At 41.2% G+C, this 21,377-nt stretch carries 11 protein-coding genes; all 11 read left to right on the forward strand.

Going from position 1 to position 21,377, the window contains the following annotated elements:
- The first annotated feature begins 10 nt into the window (after positions 1-10).
- The 11 genes from LH29_RS05735 (at position 11) to LH29_RS05785 (ending at position 21,353) form a co-directional block, all read left to right on the forward strand.
- Positions 11-3,430, forward strand: coding sequence for a glycoside hydrolase family 38 N-terminal domain-containing protein (locus LH29_RS05735; RefSeq protein WP_045026652.1), 3,420 nt, complete (start codon positions 11-13; stop codon positions 3,428-3,430).
- 15 nt (positions 3,431-3,445) lie between these two features.
- Complete coding sequence (locus tag LH29_RS05740) at positions 3,446-4,522, forward strand: mannonate dehydratase (RefSeq protein WP_045026655.1); 1,077 nt, start codon at positions 3,446-3,448, stop codon at positions 4,520-4,522.
- A gap of 220 nt (positions 4,523-4,742) precedes the next feature.
- A complete protein-coding gene (locus LH29_RS05745; protein ID WP_198152347.1) occupies positions 4,743-8,303 on the forward strand; it encodes a glycoside hydrolase family 38 N-terminal domain-containing protein in 3,561 nt (1,186 codons plus the stop codon).
- 61 nt (positions 8,304-8,364) lie between these two features.
- Positions 8,365-10,674, forward strand: coding sequence for a GH92 family glycosyl hydrolase (locus tag LH29_RS05750; RefSeq protein ID WP_045026657.1), 2,310 nt, complete (start codon positions 8,365-8,367; stop codon positions 10,672-10,674).
- 12 nt (positions 10,675-10,686) lie between these two features.
- A complete protein-coding gene (locus LH29_RS05755) occupies positions 10,687-11,292 on the forward strand; it encodes a hypothetical protein (RefSeq protein ID WP_157493579.1) in 606 nt (201 codons plus the stop codon).
- Between the two features lie 142 nt (positions 11,293-11,434).
- Positions 11,435-12,472, forward strand: a complete 1,038-nt coding sequence (locus LH29_RS05760) for a sugar kinase (protein WP_045026663.1) — start codon at positions 11,435-11,437, stop codon at positions 12,470-12,472.
- Positions 12,473-12,508: 36 nt separating this feature from the next.
- Positions 12,509-13,177, forward strand: a complete 669-nt coding sequence (locus LH29_RS05765) for a bifunctional 4-hydroxy-2-oxoglutarate aldolase/2-dehydro-3-deoxy-phosphogluconate aldolase (protein ID WP_045026666.1) — start codon at positions 12,509-12,511, stop codon at positions 13,175-13,177.
- 584 nt (positions 13,178-13,761) lie between these two features.
- Entirely contained in the window at positions 13,762-15,249 is a 1,488-nt protein-coding gene (locus LH29_RS05770) for a Gfo/Idh/MocA family protein (protein WP_045026668.1), read from the forward strand.
- 176 nt (positions 15,250-15,425) lie between these two features.
- Positions 15,426-16,469 carry a FecR family protein gene (locus LH29_RS05775; RefSeq protein WP_045026671.1) on the forward strand — a complete coding sequence of 348 codons (1,044 nt, stop codon included), beginning with the start codon at positions 15,426-15,428 and terminating at the stop codon, positions 16,467-16,469.
- Positions 16,470-16,650: 181 nt separating this feature from the next.
- Positions 16,651-19,860, forward strand: a complete 3,210-nt coding sequence (locus LH29_RS05780; protein WP_052670625.1) for a TonB-dependent receptor — start codon at positions 16,651-16,653, stop codon at positions 19,858-19,860.
- 20 nt (positions 19,861-19,880) lie between these two features.
- Positions 19,881-21,353 carry a RagB/SusD family nutrient uptake outer membrane protein gene (locus LH29_RS05785; RefSeq protein ID WP_157493580.1) on the forward strand — a complete coding sequence of 491 codons (1,473 nt, stop codon included), beginning with the start codon at positions 19,881-19,883 and terminating at the stop codon, positions 21,351-21,353.
- Positions 21,354-21,377: the final 24 nt, after the last annotated feature.

Here is a 21,377-nt window from a genome sequence, read left to right on the forward strand (position 1 = left end):
ATAGATAAGAATGAAAAGCAGATTTAAAGTTCTAAATTTTTTATTGCCAGCATTATTATTTTCCATAATTGTGTGCACAAACCATACATTTGCACAAAACAATGAAGCAAATATTGCCCTGTCAAAGTGGGGAACAACGGCAACGGCCAGTAGCTTTCAAAAGGATGATTACGGGCCATCGTATGCCATTGATGGCAAATGGTCAACCAAAGAGGACAACATCGGGCGCAAGTATTTGTGGAATTCGCAACCGGGGCAAAAAGAGCATTGGCTAGCACTTGATTTTGGATGCGAACGAAACATCCATAGAATTGTAATAAGGCACGAAGGGATATACGAAATTGATCCAAAATACAACCTGGCTGATTTTACGCTGCAATATGCTAATAGTTCTAAAGGTCCGTGGAATAACTTAACAGAACCGATTGTAGGCAATACGCTTAGTATTTCGGAACACGTATTTAATCCTGTGAAAACCCGCTATTTGCGCATTTGGATTGATAAAGCCGAACAAAACGGCAACGAATGGGCACGAATCCATGAAGTGGAGGTGTATGCAACACTTTCCTCCGAAGAAATGTTGGTTGATACTGAATTTTTACCTTCAGATATTCGTATGGGTGAAAAAGAAGAAGAAATAAAAATGGTACTAAGCCTTATACCCCAAAATGCTGCCGATACCTACAAAAGTTTTAGTATTTCGTCTGGAGATTCGCAATTAATAATAAATAAAGATGATCTGGTAGCCTACGGTAATGGCTACGCAGTTGATGTTTGGCTGCCTGTGAGTATGATTGCTAAGGAGCTTCAGCTCAATGGAGTAATTGGCGGCAAAAGTCAGAAAATAATGGCATTGCCCGATTACTATTCAGATCTAAACCGCTGGGACTATCTGGCGAATGGTGAAGTAAAAATTGTGTGTTCAAGCCACCAGGATATTGGTTGGGAAGATACCCCAATGCATACCGCTGATTACAGAACGACTAAATGTATTCTCCCGGCTCTGGAGCGTATGCGTATGCGGGACGATGTAACCTTTAGCATGGAGAATGTGCTATACATGGATGAGTTCCTGGAACGCAATCCTGAATTAAAAGATGAGGTTTTTGCCTTGTCGGCTGCCGGAAGATTTGATTGGGGGGCTACTTATAATCAACCGTACGAATCGCTATTGTCGGGCGAACAATTGGTTCGTGAAGTATATCGTGGAGCAAAAAAAATCCGAAAAATGGTCGCGGGGATAAGTGCGCGAGTGGCATACAATGTTGATGTTCCGGGGCGTTCGTTGCAAATGCCGCAAATTCTGGCAAAAGCAAATGTTCCATATTTTGTGTTGAGCCGCCACAAACGCGGACTGTTTAACTGGGAAAGTCCTGATGGCAGCAGTATTCTTTGCTGGAGTATGGATCATTATTACGATGCACACCGACTCGGGTTTATAAACGAAACCAAAGAGTTTATGTCGATTATTGAAGGGAGGGCACAAGCCTGGAAACCTTTTTATGAAAAATATGATTTGCCTCCCGTAAACGGGGTGCTTTATTCGATGGATTATATCGGCCCGGGCGATTTCGACAAATATATCGACGAGACAAAAGAGATTCGAAAAGAGATGAAGGAAAAGGGTGTAAAAGAAACTTCACGTTATTTTCCACCAAATTTTAAGTACACATCTACTGAACTGTTTTTTGATAAAATTGCCAACAGCAATGCAGATTTGCCAACCATAAAAGGCGAACGACCCAATATGTGGTTGTATATTCACGGACCAACGCATCATTGGGCCGTTAGCTCAAAACGCGAGGCCGGTATGTTGCTGCCGGCAGCCGAAACATTCACTACCATCAACTCGGTATTGGAAGGATCGTTTGCCAATTATCCTCAGCAGAAATTCGACGAAGCTTGGGAGGCCTCAATTTACGACGACCACGGATGGGGTGGAAACAACGGCCACATTACCGATTCGGTTTTTAAAGCCAAACTCGACTTTGCCAAAGAACAGGGGCAGGAAATGTTGAATGACGCTTTGGTAAGCCTTACCGAAAAAATCAGTACCAACGATCAAAAAGGAGAAGCCATAGTATTATTCAATGCACTTTCGTGGGAACGAACCGATCCCGTGGTTACTACCATAAAAGCTAAAAACAACAAGTTTGGTATTGTGGATCGCGAAGGAAAAATGGTTGCTCACCAGATTTTGGAGCAAGTAAATGGCGAATACAAGGTGATGTTTATTGCCGAAAGCATTCCTTCGATGGGCTACAAAACCTATTATGTAAGTAAATCGGGAAAAGGAGCTCCTGCCTCAGTTAAAACCGTTGCAGCCAATAAGTACGAAAACAAGTTCTATAACATTGAATTTGGGAATGGTGGTATTCAGCAAATTATGGATAAGGAACTCGGTAAAGAGCTGATTGATGTGAAAAATTTCAGAGCTGGAGAGGTGTTTACCATGGCATCGGTTGGAACCGGAGCTGGTGAATTCTTTAGTATTCAATTGCCTGACATGACCGATTTCGATCAGGTAAGCTTGCATTATCCTGAATGGAAATTGGTGGTTGATGGACCTGTTTTTGCAAAATACGAATTGGAACAACCGCTTAAAAATGTACGCGTAAAACAATACCTAACTATATATCATCAGTTAAAGCGCATCGATTTTGGTGTAGATTTATTGAATTGGAACGGCACAAAAAACAGGGAGTTACGCATGGCGCTGCCGCTAAAAATGGCTGATGCTAAAGTAACCTACGAAGTACCTATGGGAACTGTAACCATTGGCGAAGACGAAATGGACGGTTTTTCCGGAGCGCGCTACTGGCCTGACAATAAGGATGTTCATCCTCGCGAAGTACAAAACTTTGTATCGACCAATAACAGCGAAATGGGCGTAACCATGAGTTCAAGTGTGGCGGTGTTCGATCATCTCGATCCTACCGATAACCCAACAGAATATCCTGTTATTCAGCCTTTATTATTGGCTGCTCGTAAAAGTTGTCATTGGAATGGTAACTGGTATTTGCAAGAAGGCGATCATCATTACAGCTTTTCGGTGTTCTCGCACGAGGCAGGCTGGGAGAATGGTTACAAACAAGCCATTCAGGCCAACAATCCGTTGGTTCCTGTAAACAGTGCCAACAAAAAGGCAAGTTTACCATCGCAAAAAAGCTTCTTCTCCGTTTCGCAACCCAATACCCTGGTTAGTACCGTTAAAAAGTGCGATGATGATGAGAATGTGGTGATTCGTCTGGTTGATATGGAAGGGAAAGACACGAATGTAGATGTCAATACCTTCTTTAATATTTCAAAAGCAGCGCATACCAATATCATTGAGGAAGATGGAAAAGCAATTCCTGCATCGGGTGAAATGTTGAAAACAAAAGTGGGGCATCATGCCATTGAAACGTATAAAATTGAAGTAAAAAAATAAGTTAATCAGAATATAATGAAACTGGGATTTGGATTATATCGTCACATGCTGAATGAGCAGCATTACAAATTTGCCAAACAATGTGGAGCTACTCATCTGGTGGTACACATGGTTGATTATTTCGGAAATGCCGATAACGACAAGTCGAATGCCAATCAGCCCATTGGTGCCAAAAAAGGCTGGGGAAGAGCCGGAAACGGTGAACTCTGGTCGTTGGAGGAATTGCTTAAAATTAAAGCTGAAATTAACAGTCATGGACTTGAATGGTATGCCATCGAGAATTTCGATCCCTCCATTTGGCACGATATTCTTTTGGATGGCCCCAAAAAAGCGGAACAAATGGAATTGGTAAAGGAGCAGATTCGCATTGTTGGAAAAGCTGGTATTCCAGGTTTTGGCTATAACTTTTCTCTGGCAGGCGTTTCGAGTCGGGTGGTAAAACCCTTTGCCCGTGGTGGCGCTGTTTCAGTGGGGATGGAAGGTTCTGTTGACGAATCTCCCGTTCCCAACGGCATGGTTTGGAACATGGTTTACGATGAAAATGCACCTAAAGGAAACGTGCCTTGCGTAAGCCACGATGAACTGTGGAACCGTTTGCAATATTTTTTGGAGAATCTTGTGCCGGTTGCTGAAGAGGCCGGAGTAATACTGGCGGCACACCCCGATGATCCGCCGATGCCTTATGTGAGAAATACGCCTCGTTTGGTTTATCAGCCGGATATGTACCAACGCCTTATTGATATGGTGGATAGCAATAGTAATCAGTTGGAAATGTGCTTAGGTACTATTGCCGAAATGACTGAGGGAGATGTGCATGATGCAGCAGATATCTATAGCAAACAAAATAAGGTAGGGTACATTCATTTCAGAAATGTAGTGGGTAAAGTCCCCACTTATAAAGAAGTATTTGTTGATGAGGGGGATATTGATATGATGAAAATTTTAAGCATTTTGAAAAAGAATAATTTTCAAGGTGTACTTATTCCTGACCATACACCGCAAATGAGTTGTGATGCTCCATGGTATGCCGGCATGGCCTATGCCATGGGCTATATGAAAGCGGCTATATCGATTGTACAGAACGACAATTAAAGTTTGAAATGGATGATAAGTTCTCGTGTTTTCGTCACAAGAGAACTATCATACGTATTTATACAAATGTTTTACTTGCGAGAACAAAGTATAAATTCTATTTTGTACCATTATGATGGTAAGAGAATAGGTTCATATCTGATTAGCAGATGTTAGCCTATTTTTTTACCAAAAAGCCAAACCGATTTGGCATGTGTTGAAATCAATGAAACAAAAGAATATGAAAACTACAGCTTGTTCAAAATGGAAACGAGTAATTTATTCAATTATTGGTCTTATAATTTTAGTTCCGGGATACATACGAGCTCATGAAAGTGCCGGGAAAAGCAAAATTCACAGTGTAAATGTTAATTATGAATTGTACCAAATTAGTAAAGACGATATTGAAGGATTTTCTGAACAACTCGGTGGAGGTATGTATTCATACCCATCGTTAAGAGACGATGTTAGAGACGCAATGATAGCCCGTGCATCAACCGGTGAAGCAGGATTTGAATTTCTTACTGAAATGGTGCCAGCCAATTATCCAAACGAAGTTGTTAACTTCTTTTTTTATTCCGATATCGATTTAAATATTAGGGAGCCATACGATATCTTGGTAAATGGGAAAGCCTTACTTACCCTTAAAGCGAACGAAAATGGCGGGCTGGAAATACTCCAAAACCCGGGCAAGGGTAACGCAACTTACTATTTGTACCGCCGCGATGGCAATGGCGATGGTATTGGTGCTTTTCGTTTAACGGTACCAACCGCTATGCTGAAAAAAGGAGAAAAGGCGCAAGTTAGCGTATATGGTCAGCACATGGGTACAAACGGTTGGTTTATGCTTTTTAAACTTCAGAATGCCATATCGTGGTTAAAAGGTGCGGGATTAAATGATGTTTCTTTTTCCATCAAACAATTTAACGATAAGCTTTTAATTGATGCTCCGGTTCATTTGGTGGGCGAAAAAGTTTCGGTAGTGGCAGATGGCAATAAAAGTAACGAGGCTGTATTTAAGAAACAAGGCGAAATGGCTAAAGCATCTGTAGTTGCAGAAGCTCCCAAAAAATCGTTAACAATTAATTACGGCGACAAAACGTATGACGTAAAATTTAAGAAAGGCAACGGTGAAATCAATGAAAATGTAGCTGCAGGTGAATTTTATTATAATTCAAACGCTCATTTTCATAACAGTTGGGTAGCTGATTTTACAAAACGTTATCGACCTGATTTCTACGCTGCATACGAGCCATTCTTCGAAAATAAATACGAGAAAGGTTTGATTTCGATTATGAATTCGAGTCATCAGGATATAGCCTGGGTAGACCGCCCGGAAGCGTGTATTATAATGCGCGATACCCTATTGTTAAGCCCCATTATTAAAGATGCTTTTGTCCGTAAAGACTACGGCTTCGATATTGAAGACGGTTTAATGTTGAGAGAATACCTGGAGCGTCATCCCGATGCACAAGAGAAATTAACCACATTACTGAATCGCAAGTTGCTTTCGGTAGGAGCCACTTACAACTGCCCTTACGAAGATATGTACGATGCCGAAGATTTGGTACGCCAACTTTATTTGGGTAAACTTTGGGTGAAGAAATATTTTGGTGGTTACGACTCAAAGGTATATTGGAATGTGGATGTGCCGGGTAAAACTATGCAGTTCCCACAAATTCTGAAAAAAGCCGGGGTAGATTATATGATTATCAGTAGACACGCTAAAAGCATGACCCACTGGGGGAGTCCCGACGGAAGCACGGTATTTACATATTCACCCGGCCATTATGGCGAAGATTTAATCCACCTTTCAAAAGATATTGACGAAAAAGTAAAATATGGCGCCGAGCAGGTAGTATGGTGGAGTCGTTATTTCAAAGATAGTGAAACGCAAACACCATTGTTGTCAAGTCAGGATATGTTGCCGGCTATCGATTATTCCAATTTTATTGAAACATGGAATGCTACAGAAGAGGTGTATAACGAGAAGGGTGAGAATATTGATGTTCATTTCCCAAACATGGAGTTAATGACCGTTGATGAATACATGCCATTGGCCGAGCAACATGCTATCAGTGTGGATACCATTTGGGGTGAACGCCCTAACGTTTGGGTATATATTCACGGCCCCGGACATCACGATGCTTTAACGGCCAGCCGAAAAGCCTCAAAACTACTCCCGGCAGCCGAAAAATTCTTAACAGTCGCTGATGTGTTAGATGAAGAAAGAATGCCTTATCCTTATGAGGAGTTGGACAAGGGATGGCAAGCTAAAATATTCCCCGATCACGGATGGGGGGGACACGATGGCGACATTACCGACAACCTGTTCAAAGAGCATTTAGTAAAATCGCAGGTAATTGGTGAAAAACTATTGGACGATGCTACAACGTTTATCGCACAGCGTGTAAAAACCAGCGAGAAAAAGGGCATTCCGGTGGTACTTTTCAATAGCCTTTCGTGGGAACGTACTGACCCGGTTACCGTTGAGCTTGATTTTCCTAAAGGTAAAGCAAAAGGATTGAAAGTAATTACAAACGATAATAAAGAGGTGCCGTTTCAGTTGGCAAAAGTTATTAAATACGACGACGGAAGTTTCAATCGTGCCAACATTGTATTTGTTGCTGAGAACATTCCATCTGTTGGTTACAAAACCTACTATGTACAGACCAAAACAAAGAGAAATACCATAGCTGATGATGTGGCTTTTAATCCGGTATATGAAAACGATTTTTACAAAGTAACATTTGCCGAGGGAGGTGTTGAGCAGATATATGATAAGGAACTGAGCCGCAACTTATTTACAACTAAAGCATTTAAAGTGGGTGAGATATTCACCTTGCAATCAGAGGGGAATGGTGCCGGCGAATTTGGCGATGTGCAACAACCCTTTATGAAAGATTTTGACCAGGTTAGTGTGCATGGTGCAAAATGGGAGTTGGAACAAACAGGCGATGTGTATACAACGTACAAACTGCAACAGGAAATTAAGCATGCTCGTGTTGAGCAGCGAGTTACTATTTACCACCAGCTAAAGCGCATCCAGTTCAACAATAAACTGATTAACTGGGATGGTACTTTATACCGCGAGTTCCGCACGGCATATCCGGTGGCTATCAAAAATTCAACCATCAAACACGAAGTGCCTTTTGGTACGGTAGAAGTGGGGAAAAACGAAATAACAACGGCAGGAGAGCGTTACACCGTTCTTTGTAAAGATGTTCATCCCAGAGCGATTATGGATTGGATTTCGGCCAATAACGAAGATGTTTGCGTTACCGTGAGTTCTTCGGTAGCAGCTGCCGACTGGATCAATCCAACTCAAACTACAGATGCCGACTTTTTACAACATGTTTTACTGGCCAGCCGTACGTCTTGTCATTGGGAAGGTAACGAATATTCTCAGGCCGGAAGTCATGACTATAGCCATGTACTCACTTCAACAAAAGAGGGAGATATTGCCGGTTCGCGCATTGCAAAACAGTTTAATGAACCCATTAAAGTGGTGGTAAATCCGGAGCAATCGGTAAAAGCTAATCTGGAAGAAAGCATTTCGTTTTTCAATATAGACAAAGAAAATGTAATTGTTTCTGCAATAAAAAAGGCAGAAGATGGCAAGGGGCTGGTAATGCGTTTATACGATGCTGAAGGGAAAGCTGCAGCGCCTCATTTGAATTCGTATTTCAAATTAAATAATCTTCGACACACCAACCTTATTGAGGAAAATCCTAAACAGGTTAACCAAATTAAAGTGAGTCCTTACAGTATTGAAACGTATATCTTAAATTCAAAACAGTAAGTTACAATTCCTGCATTACTCGAATGGTCTTTAATAAGCAATAAAATCGGTTACAGAAAATATGCGATCAACAAAACTTACTTTTTACCTTTTGTTAATTCTGCTTGTTTCATTGCTTTTTCCGGCATGCAACAGTAAACAGCCAGAAACAGACTATACTCAATATGTAAACAGCTTTATCGGTACCCAGCACGAGGGGCATTGTTTCCCCGGAGCAACAGCGCCAATGGGCATGGTACAACCCAGTCCAGAATCATATAATAATCATTATCCCGGATACGAAATGGATCATGTTACAGGATACCAGTATAACGATCCATGGATTTGGGGGTTTACTCAAACACATCTAAATGGAGTGGGTTGTCCTTCTATGAGCGATATATTGTTGCTGCCTTACTGTAACAACGAAATTGATCCATCGTTGCGCAGCAATTTTAAATCTACCTATGATAAAGAGAGCGAATATGCTACGCCTAGTTACTACAAGGTATACCTTAACAATCATCATGTAAATGTGGAATTAACGGCTACCGAGCGAGTGGCTTACCACCGATATACGTTCGATAATCCTGAATCGGCAAAGCTTTTAATAGACTTACAATATGGCGTTTCGTGGGATATTAGCACAATCTCAGAAAACATTATAGAGGCTTCACAGCAGTTTGAAGATGAATATACACTCACAGGGTATCGTAAGGCAAGAGAATGGACTCACCGCGAATTGTTTTATGTAATTAAGTTCAGCAAAAAAATTGCTAATAAAAAAGAACTTGAAACTCCGGAAAACAAAGAAGAAAATGCACCACGGTATTTGTTGGATTTCAATATGGATGGCAATGAAAAATTAGAAGTTCAGATTGGCGTTTCAACGGTAGGAATAAGCGAAGCAAAGGCGAACCTAGACGCTGAGATCGACGGCTGGAATACTTTTGATAATGTTCGTGAAGCGACTAACAAAAAGTGGAATGACATTCTGTGCAAGGTTGAGTTAAAAGGAGATGAAGAAAAAAAGATCGCGTTTTATACTTCCTTGTACCATCTTTATATTCAACCAAACAATATTGCCGATATTGATGGTCGTTATCGCAGCAGAGAAAATAATATTGAGCAGGCTACAGGAGGTGAGTTCTTCTCAACATTATCCATTTGGGATACCTATCGTGCAGCAAATCCAATGTACACTATTTTAAGTCCTGATTTGGTGAGTAAATTTCTTACATCGATGATGGACAGCTACCGCACCATGGAGCCTGACCCTAATAACCCAAGGGAGGCCAATAAATATCTTCCGCGTTGGCAATTGTGGGCAAAAGAAACACATACCATGGTGGGGAACCACGCTGTGCCAATTTTTGTTGATGCCTGGTTGAAAGGCATCAAAACTTCGGGCTATTCCGAAGAGCAGGTTTTTGAAGCCATCTGGAATTCTGTAAACAAACCACATTACCGAAACCACGTAGCGCTGGTAGATTCATTTGGATACATTCCATACGATGTTCAGCTTTCATCTTTGGATGACGGCCGGGAAACAGTAGCTCGTTTGTTGGAAAACATTTACGACGATTATTGCGCTGCCTTGTTGGCAAAAGAGTTGGGCAAGGAAGATGAATTCAATTTTCTTATGAATCGGGCAGGTTTTTATAAGAACGTACACCACACCGAAAGTGGATTCATGCGAGGTAAAAATGCTAAAGGTGAGTTTAAAACTGATGTGGATTTATCAGAAGTAGTTGGAGAATGGTTGCCAGAATCTGACTTTACCGAAGGCAATGCCTATCATTATCAATTTCATGTGCAGCATGATATTCCTGGTTTACTTGAATTAATGGGTGGCAAAGAAAGATTTGCTCAACATCTCGATTCAATGTTTTTTTCAAGCGAAAAGCCGGAAGTGAAAACATTGGTTTGGAATATTCATGGTACCATTGGTCAGTACTGGCACGGTAACGAGCCTTGTCATCATGTGCCATATTTGTACAAATACACCCATCAGCCCGAAAAAACCGATAAGTTAATACGCCAATTGGTTGATGAGTTTTATTACAACAAACCTGATGGATTAAAGGGTAATGATGATTGCGGACAGATGTCGGCGTGGTACATGTTTGCAACTCTTGGATTTTATCCTGTTAACCCTTGTGGTGGAGAGTACATTATTGGTGCTCCTCAGGTAAGTGAGGCAACCATTAATTTACCAAATGGTAAAATATTTACAGTTAAAGCCCACAACTTGAGCAAAGAAAATTATGTGGTAAAATCGGTTCAAATTAATGGTAAGGTTATAGATAGGAATTATTTAACACACAGCGAAATAATGAATGGAGGGGAATTGGTTTTTGAAATGAATCACATGAATCACCATCGAAAATAAAATTACAGACGAATGAAAAAGTATAGAGGACTACAATTAGGAGTTTTAGTTGTGCTGGTTTATACTTATGGTCTAAAAAAAACGGATACCATCGTATTAAATTATGTTGATACCCGGGTAGGTCCAGCAACCAGTATTGCCGATATAACGGTTACAGAAGAGGAGGAACCTATGGGATATGTATCACCCATTGTAGGAAACCCATCGGCGCTAACCCATTGGAAACCACAAACTGCTTTATGGACTGATCGTGTAATAACCGTTCCCGTTCCGTATTGTTACGATCGGGAAAAGATGCAAGGCTTTCGAGGAACCCGTTACCCCAATGGTTCGGTAACCGGAGACTGGGGAGCCATGTGCATAATGCCTCTTGTAGGAGAGGTGAAAATTAAAGCAAAGGAACGTGCCTCGGCTTTTAGCCATGATACAGAAATTGCAAAGCCGCATTATTATGCTGTTCAGTTAGACGATTATAACATAAAAACAGAATTTACAGCAGCTGTTAAAACTGCGTTTTTCCAGTTTCCTTTCCCCGAATCAGAGCAAGCTTCGTTACTGTTTGATGTGGATTATCTGTCGGGTATCTTCAGAGTTATTCCTGAAACAAAACCGGTATGAAAGAATACTTATTCCGGATCAGATCTCGCGAATGTGTTGCGACGGTTCGAGGTACTCCGAAATAGCTTATGCAATGAGTTATATGAATGCTGCAAATTCACTATATAGAAATGAATCTTAATTTACAATTAGAAATAATCATATGAAGAAAAAAGTAGTCACTTTTGGAGAGATAATGTTAAGGTTATCCACTCCTGGATATTTGAGATTTACTCAAACGAAAGAATTTACAGCTACCTATGGAGGTGGCGAGGCAAATGTTGCTGTTTCTTTGGCCAATTATGGTATACCTGTTGATTATGTGAGCCGTTTACCTGAAAACGATTTGGGGCGAGCTTGTAGAATGGATTTACAGAAATATGGAGTGAATACTGAGAACATAATTCACGGTGGCGACCGCCTTGGTATCTATTTTCTTGAAACCGGAGCAGTTAGCCGGGGTAGTAAGGTGGTTTACGATCGTGCTAATTCGTCTTTTTCAGAAATCAAACCGGGAATGGTTGATTGGGCAAATGTATTTCAAGAAGCAAGTTGGTTCCATTGGACCGGAATTACACCTGCAGTTTCACAGGGAGCAGCTGATGCTTGTCTGGAAGCTATCCAAAAAGCCAATGCAATGGGGCTAACAGTTTCGTGCGATTTGAACTATCGCAAAAATCTGTGGAAATATGGGAAGGCCTGTTATGAGGTAATGCCCGATTTAGTTTCAGGGACAGATGTGGTTTTGGGGAATGAAGAAGATGCTGCAATGGCATTAAACATACACCCGGAAGGTGTTGACGTAACAGCGGGTCATGTTGAGGGGAGAGCATATGAGTCGGTATCGAAACAAATTATGGAAAAATTTCCGAAGGTTAAAAAAGTAATTACTACGTTAAGAAGTTCAATCAATGCGAATCACAATAATTGGGCAGGTGTACTGTATAATGGAAAATCATTATATGAGTCGCACCAGTACCAAATTACGCACATTGTTGACCGTGTAGGTGGAGGCGACTCATTTATGGGCGGATTAATATATGGATTACTAAGCTATGAAGGAGACGATCAGAGAGCGCTGGAATTTGCGGTAGCGGCCAGCTGTTTGAAACATACTGTATTTGGTGATTTTAACCAGATTAGGATAGAGGAGGTGGAGAAGCTGATGGGAGGAGATGCTTCAGGTCGTGTCGCACGATAATTTTGAATATAGAACTTTAAACCAGAAACATTTGTAATGGCAAGATTCTCAAGAATAGAAGTAGCATTAAAAATGAAGGAAACAGGAATCATACCCGTTTTCTATCATAAAGATTTGGAAGTATGTAAAGCTATCGTAAAAGCCTGTTATAATGGAGGCATTCGATTGTTTGAATTCACAAACCGTGGCGATTTTGCGACCTTAACTTTCGCCGCCTTGAATCAGTGGATTATTGAAGAATGTCCTGAAATGATAATGGGTGTTGGTTCGATTATAGATGAAGCAACTGCTGCAATGTATATTGGTTTGGGGGCAAACTTTATCGTAGCTCCCTTGATTGATGAGGCAACAGCAAAAGTGTGCAATAAACGCAAAATTTCCTGGAGCCCTGGTTGTGGTTCGGTAACCGAAATAGGTCGTGCGCATGAATTGGGTGCAGAGGTTGTAAAAATATTTCCAGGTTCACAAGTAGGAGGTCCTAGTTTTGTAAAAGCGATAAAAGGCCCAATGCCCTATGCAAACATAATGCCTACGGGTGGAGTATTACCAAACAAGGATAATTTGAAACAGTGGTTCGAATCAGGGGTGACTTGCGTTGGGATGGGATCTCAACTATTTCCAAATGAGGTCCTTGCTGATAAAAACTATACGTATATTACTGAGAAATGTAGCGAATTATTGGCAATTATTAATCAGCTACGATAGTATAATTGTAGATCATAAATACAAAAATAATGAAACGGTCTCAGAATAGAATGGCATAAATCATTATGATAGATGAATTTGAAATTTAACAAAGAATTGGATGATTGTTCATTGCAGACCTTGATTTTTTATTTCAAAAGATTCATCAACGATATAGAATCATTTAAATCTAAAATGATGGCATTCCGGTTTTTCTTAAGTATTTTTGTTTTATTGAAAAACGGAAATGATACCGATGTGGCGTAGAAAAATAGATGATTTATTTTGTGTCATATTTGTACCATTAGCTTGTAAAGTATTCGTAGTCAGATGTGGTTATTTTTGAAGAAGTGAAATAAAAGACGATTAGTAAAATAATCAATAGATTAAAGCGCAGTAAGTTCCAACTTGCTGCGCTTTTTGTTTCTGCAAACTGCTCCCAAATCATTTTCTGATACGCTATCATTTCTATTCACAACTTTTTACATCATCTGATAAATCCATTTTGGGTATTCAGATATTCTGCATTTCAGTGTAGGGTAGAGCCATTAAATATTCGTCAATAATTCAAAACAGTTACACGAAAACTAAAATTAACGAATAAGATGAGTACAAATCGTAGAACATTTTTAAAAAATATTGGACTTGGAGCAGGAGTTGTTGCCAGTACACCACTAATGGCATCGGGTAGTGTTAGTGAAAAAGAACAGGTTAAATTTATCCGCAAATCGGCTGAGCGACTTCCTTCAATGAACTTTAACATGTGTGGTTATGCCGCACCAAAACTGGACAAAGTACGAATTGGTTTTGTAGGAATTGGCGACAGGGGTATTGGTGCAGTAGATCGTATGGGTTTTATTGATGGTGTTGAAGTTACTGCCCTTTGCGACACACGTCAGGCGGCCATTGATGGAGCCCAGGCTTCTTTGGCAAAATCCGGCCTGCCCAAAGCAAAAGAATTTACAGGAAGCGATACAGCATTTAAAGCACTGTGCGATAGCGGACTGGTTGACCTGGTTTACATTGCAACCCCATGGGAGTGGCACGTACCTGTTGCTTTGGCAGCAATGCGCGGTGGTAGCCATGCAGCTGTTGAAGTTTCAACTGCAAAAACCATGGACGAATGTTGGGAAATGGTTGAGGTTTCGGAACAAACCAAAAAACACTGTGTAATTCTTGAAAACTGTTGTTACGATTTCTTTGAACTGTTAACCTTGAATATGGCTCGCCAGGGTGTATTTGGCGACCTGGTGCATGGTGAAGGCGCTTACATTCATGATTTGGATTACTGGCACTTTAATAAACCACAAGACGATAAACCACGAGGCGATGGAGCCTACGATAAATTATGGCGTTTGCACGAAAACACACGTAAAGCAAACGTTTACCCAACCCATGGTTTAGGCCCGATTTGCCAGGCAATGGATATTAACCGGGGCGACCGTTTGGATTACCTTACTTCAATGATATCGGACGATTTTACATTAAAAAACCGCATAAAAGAATTAGCACCTGATCGTCCGGATTTACAGCAGTTTATAGGTGTTGAAATGCGTGGAAATATGGATATGCAAATGATTCGTACCGTTAAGGGGCGTACAATAATGATTCAGCATGATATTTCATCTCCGCGCCCATATTCACGTATTCATATGTTGAGCGGTACTAAATGTTTTGCTCAGAAATGGCCATTGCAACACATTGCATTCGGGCACGAAGTTGCCGATGAGGCAAAAATGAAAGAGTTGCAGGAAAAATATACGCCTGAGATTGTTAGTAGAATTGGTACTATGGCAAAACAAGTTGGAGGTCATGGAGGAATGGACTTCTTAATGGACTGGCGTTTAATCGACTGTTTACGAAACGGTTTACCAATGGATATGGATGTTTATGATGCCGCAACATGGTCGTGTATTACGCCATTAAGTGAATGGTCGATCGCAAATGGTTCGAAACCAATCGACGTTCCTGATTTTACCCGCGGTGCATGGAAAACCAATAAACCGATTGAATTAACATTGAAAGGTGGCGGCACAACAAAAGTGAAAAACCTGAACAATGCCAATTCCGAAGGTCAGCTAAACGTAAAATAAGCAGTCGGGAAAAAATAGCTGAACGGACAGAGTATTCTGCCTAAGAATTATAATTTTGAGCCATATAAATGGCCTGAAAGATTAGAACTTGTGCCTTAATCTCAAAAAAAAATAAAATTTGATGTAGGGGGTGCACAAGCGGGATACGTCTTATAAAAAGGAATCAATTTGAATTAATGTCTGGTACGAATAAAAATATCGAACACCTGCTCTCGAAATCCGTTTTTGGTGGATTGAGTGATGAGGAGAAATCGCAGCTCAATGGATGGATTTCAGATTCGGAAGAGAATGCCCGGGAATACGAGGCTTACCAGCAACTTTGGAAAAAATCGGAAGATTTGGTTGTTGGTGGCGCTATTGACGTTGAGGCTTCTTTGCTAAAAACAAAAGAGCGAATTTCATTTACCCAATCGAAGAAACGGTGGTTGGTGATTGCAAGGCAGGTAGCTGCTGTTTTATTGGTGTCAATTGCAATTTCCTCGCTGTATAAACATATTTCGTCGTCAGGGAAAGAGCATGTTGTGTACCAGGATATATCAACAGCTTTTGGCACACAAACACAGTTTGAACTGGCTGATGGAACCAAGGTTTGGTTAAACTCGGGAAGCCGCCTGCACTATCCAAACTCTTTCGATAATTTGGAAGAAAGACGTATTGAATTGGTTGGTGAAGCCTTTTTCGAGGTGACAAAAAATGCAGCGAAACCATTCATTGTGCAAACATCGGCGCTTGATGTTAAAGTGCTGGGAACGGCGTTTAATGTTTCGGCCTACGAGAATGCACCTGAGTTAACTGTTGCTCTCAAAGAAGGAAAAGTAAGTCTTCTTAAAGCAAATTCCGACGATGAGGATGCTTTGGTTTCGTTAACACCAAACGAAGTGGCTATTTACAATAACGAGAAACATAATATCGTAATTCAAAAAGAAAAGAGTTTGAATAAGTACAATGCCTGGAAAGATGGAAAGATTGTATTTTTTGAGGATGGAATTGAAACGGTAGTACAAAAACTGGAAAATTGGTACAATGTGGATATTGAACTTGCTGACGACGATTTGAATGTGTTGATATTTACAGCAACATTCATTAACGGATCGATCGATCAGGTGCTTGATTACCTCTGTATCTCATCGCCTATTGAATACTCCATAATTCCGGCATCGAAAGATCAGGACGGTACTTATTCGAAAAGAAAAATCATATTAAAGGAGCGCAATAAATAGAAGTAGTTTTTAAGTTTTAAGAAAAAAACACAGGGAGGATTGGAACTCTTCCCTGTGTAACTTACCTGAATTGCCCTCAGGTAATAAATTTGATTGAATCTAATTCACGTCAAAAATAATAAAAAATGCAGATTGACAGGTTTAACTGTCGATACCATTTTATTTTTAAGTGTATTAGATTATGAAACTGGTAATTTTTGTAGCAACATTACTAGCCCTCTCATTTATCTCAATAACGGCTAATTCGCAGGATTCGCGCATTAGCCTAAATCTGGTTGATGTAAGCATTAAAGAAGTTTTGCTGGAAATTGAAAATCAAAATCAATATTATTTTCTATACAACAACAATTTAATGGATGTTGAACGAAAAGTTGATTTGAATATCCAAAACAAGAGCATAATTGAAGTTGTAGAACTTCTTTTCGAGGGGCAGAATGTGGATTTTACGATAAAAGACCGGCTCGTAATTCTGTTTCCTGTTGATGTGGATGAAATCGATAGCGATAAAATTATTGTTGAAGGGAAAGTCGTTGACAAGTCGGGGCAAGCACTACCGGGAGTTACAGTAATCGTTCGCGGAACAATATTGGGTGCCGTAACAGATGCTGAAGGAAATTTTAGTCTTAACGTAATTAAAACACCGGCAATTCTCGAATTCTCGTTTGTTGGTATGGAAAGCCAGACGGTGACTTATACCGAAAAGCAATTTTTAATTGTAACCATGAACCAGTTGAGCCGCAATATCGATGAGGTAATTGTGGTGGCCTATGGCACGCAGTCGGCATCTTCGCTTACCGGTTCTGTTCAGGCATTTAACCAGCGACAGTTGGCGAATGTAACCAGTCCACATTTGCTGAATCAGTTGCAGGGTGAAGCAACAGGAGTCCTGGTTTCCAGTTCGTCAGGAACACCCGGCGAAAAACCAAGCCTGCGCATTCGCGGCGAAGGATCAATCAACTACACAAACGAACCACTTTGGGTGGTTGATGGTGTTATTTTTGGAACTACTTCGCCCGATATAAATCCTAATGATATTGAGTCGGTTTCGGTACTTAAAGATGCTGCAGCAGCGGCCTTGTACGGTTCGCGGGCTTCAAACGGTGTCATCATGGTTCGGACCAAAACCGGAAAAATTAACTCATCAAGTTTTAACTTAAAAACCAGTACCGGAATTACGCAGGTGAATCACGGTAATTTAACCCTGATGAACGGGCAGGAGTTGTACGATTATGTGATGTCGATGGATGGCGATAAGTTACCGGGGCAGTTTCCTCCGGCCAATTCTGAAAATGTAATAAATGGTGTCGATTGGCAGGATATTGCCTTTCAAAACGGCATTGTTCACGATTATAATTTATCGTACAGCGGCGGAAATGAAAAAACAATGTTGTACACCAGCTTGGGCTACTTTAACGAAGATGGAGCTGCGCGCGGGCACCAATGGGAAAAGTTCTCGGGCCGCGTAAACCTCGACTATAAAGCTTCTGATAAATTAAAATTGATACTGAAAGTGGAAGGGATCTTCCAGAATAATTTCAACAACGAAAACGATTTGGTGTTTGGCTCGTATGTGCTGCTTCCGTGGGATAATCCTTACTTCAGCGACGGCACAATAAAAGTTGGCCGGACAGAAGCGGATGGCGTGAAGTGGTATAGCCGAAATCAGGGGAATCCCTTGTACGAAATGCAATACAACTACATTAAAAGCCGAAGCACCCAGTACATGAACGACGTAGGAGTGGAATACAAACTCACCGACTGGCTTACCTTTGTTTCGAACAACCGGATTAAAACAAGAACATCGCGATTTGAACAGCTCTCTGATTCGCGTACACCGGATGGAGAAGCTGATTCCGGAATTTTATACAACGCTTATGGATATACGCGTGATTTGTCGACCAGTAATGTGTTGCGTTTTAACAGAGAATATACCGATCATTCGGTATTTGGAATTGTAGCTTACGAGTATACGCAGTCGTACATTGATGGAATGAACGGCGAAGGGAAAGGTATTTACCCCTCGCTTGAAATTTTGAACGGAGCTTCAGAGTCAAAATCCATTGGAGGAAGTAAATCAAAATCGGCCTTTTTATCCATTTTGTCGAATGTGCAATACGTGTACAAAAACAAGTATATGATGCAGCTTTCTTACCGCCGCGACGGATCGTCGAGATTTGGTGCCAACCAACGATTCGGAGATTTTTATTCGGTGGGTACGTCGTGGATTGTCACAAAAGAGGATTTTATGCAGTCGCTGGGTTTCGTAAATAATTTAAAGCTGCGCCTTAGTTATGGTTCGGTAGGAAATGCCAATATTGCCGATTACGTAGCGCTGGGACTTTATAACATGACCGTGCAATACAATGGCGAACCCGGAGGATTTCCGCGCAGGTTACCTAATCCCGATCTTACCTGGGAGTCGAACAAAAACTTCAATTTCGGAATTGACACGCGATTGTTCGACCGGGTAAACATAACAGTTGATGCCTATGATAAAAGGACTGATAACCTGCTGCAGGATGTTCCGTTACCATTGGTAACCGGCTTTTACTGGTATACCGACAATGTGGGCTCAATACAAAACCGCGGACTGGAATTCAGCCTGGAAACCGAAATTGTAAAGTCATCTCCATTTTTATGGAATACCAGCCTGAATATGAGTTTTAACAAAAACAAGGTGCTGAAATTAAACGATGGGAAAGACATTTCGAAGGGCACCAAAATTATTCGCGAAGGCTGGGATATCAACACCTGGTACATGCGTAAATGGGCAGGTGTAAACCCATCGGATGGTAATCCGTTATGGGAAAAAGTAACCACAGCTGAAGACGGCACGAAAATCATTGAAAAAACATCGAAATACAGCGAGGCAACGTTGCAAAACATGGATAGCTCGTCGCCCAAATTTTTTGGAGGTTTTATGAATACCTTCGTCTACAAACAGTTTAAGCTTGATGCCAACTTTAACTTTGTTTATGGCAATAAAATCTATCATTTGTTGCGCGAGTCGCTAGATAACGACGGTGCTTACCCCACCTATAACGCAATAAAATTACCCGACGGTTGGAGCCGCTGGGAAAAACCGGGCGATATTGCCACACATCCGCGGCCGGTGTTGCTGGGCAATAAACTGTCGAACAAACCATCGTCGCGTTATTTAGAGGACGGTAGTTACCTGCGCCTGAATTACCTGAGTTTATCTTATTCAATACCTGTAAAGTGGGTTCATAAAGTAGGGTTAAACCGTGCCGAACTTAAACTTGCCGGCGAAAATCTGTGGACATTAACCAACTTTTCAGGAATGGATCCTGAAGTGGGAATTCAAGGATATGGCGGAACGCTGTATCCGGTTACGCGCAAGTATATATTTGGAGTAGAAGTAAACTTTTAAATCAGCAAATGGAATTCACGATGATAAGGAGATTGTTTTTATACCTGCTAATTTTATTTGGTACTTTCGGCTGTAACTTAAATTACCAGCCTTACGAAGGGATTCCAGAGTCGGAACTGAAAGAAGACATTATTGGTTTAAATGGCGCCACAGTTGGGAATTACAACTATTTGAAGGATAGTTATTACCAGCGTAATTTCCACTTTTTTGGCGAATATGGCGGCGATAATGTTTCGTTGAGCGGAACAACCAGCGACGATTTATTTTATTGCTATAACTACCAGCATTTTCCGGCTATGTATACCACCTCTCACTTCTGGGAAAAAGCGTACCAGTTAATGGTGGGTTGTAACAAAGTGATTTTGTCAGTTGAAGATGATTCTTCAGCCGAACTAAAACAACTAAAAGGCGAAAATCTGTTTTTACGGGCACAAACGCTGTTTCACTTGGTAAATACGTTTGGTAGGCCTTATTACCAAAGTCCGGAGACGAATCTGGGTGTTCCAATAAAATTAGACGACCAGGTTATAAATGTGCCGAATCGTGGAACCGTAAAAGAAGTTTACGACCAGATAATTACCGATTTGTTGCAGGCCGAAGCGCTGATGGGAAGCGAGCGGTCGAATATTTATGCGTCGAAAGAAGTGGCGCAGGCCATGCTTTCGCGCGTGTATCTGTACATGTCGGGTACACCCGAAAATCCAAATGTAAGCTATGCGCAAAAAGCAAAAGAATATGCCAGTAAAGTCATCGAATCCGACCGATACCGGCTTTTGGGAACCGAAGATTTTAAAACGTATTTCCGAAAATTACCCGAGCAAAATACCGAAACAATATTTGCGGTAAAACACAATGTTGATGTCGACGATCGTGGGTGGGAATCAATCGGTTCCATGTATAATCACATCGCCAGTCAGGGCTGGGGCGAAATGTATGCATCTGAACCTTACCGCGATTTGCTTGACGAGAATCCAGAAGATGCACGCCATGCTTTTATCGAACCGCAATACGAAAGCGACGGTGTTACTTTAAAAGAACGAAATGGCTACCCGATATACTACATCAACAAGTTTTCGATGCAGGAAGAACGGCCCACTTTAAGTTCGCCGGTGTACCTGCGTTTAGCCGAAATGTATTTAAACCGCGCCGAGGCCAATGCCAAACTGGGCCTAAACGGCGAGGCCATTAACGATGTGAATTTAATTCGTGAACGTGCCGGTTTAAGTGGTGATGCGCTTTATTCTCCAAACGATTTAAAAGGCCGGGAAAGTGTGTTCGCAGTGGTGCTTGAAGAGCGCCGACTGGAACTGGCTTTTGAAGCACAACGAAAATGGGATATTTTCCGGAATGGTTTGACTTTGGATCGCAACTACCCCGGAACCCACGAGCAGGGTGACGCCTTGTTGTTTGTGCCTCCCGATCATCCACGAGTTGTGTTTTACATCCCCGAATCGCAAATTCTTGTGCAGGATAATTTAGTTCAAAATCCGTAGGACCAAAATGGTCATTGTCAATCA

The sequence above is a fragment of the Draconibacterium sediminis genome (assembly GCF_000949475.1).
In the GTDB taxonomy this organism is placed as follows: domain Bacteria; phylum Bacteroidota; class Bacteroidia; order Bacteroidales; family Prolixibacteraceae; genus Draconibacterium; species Draconibacterium sediminis.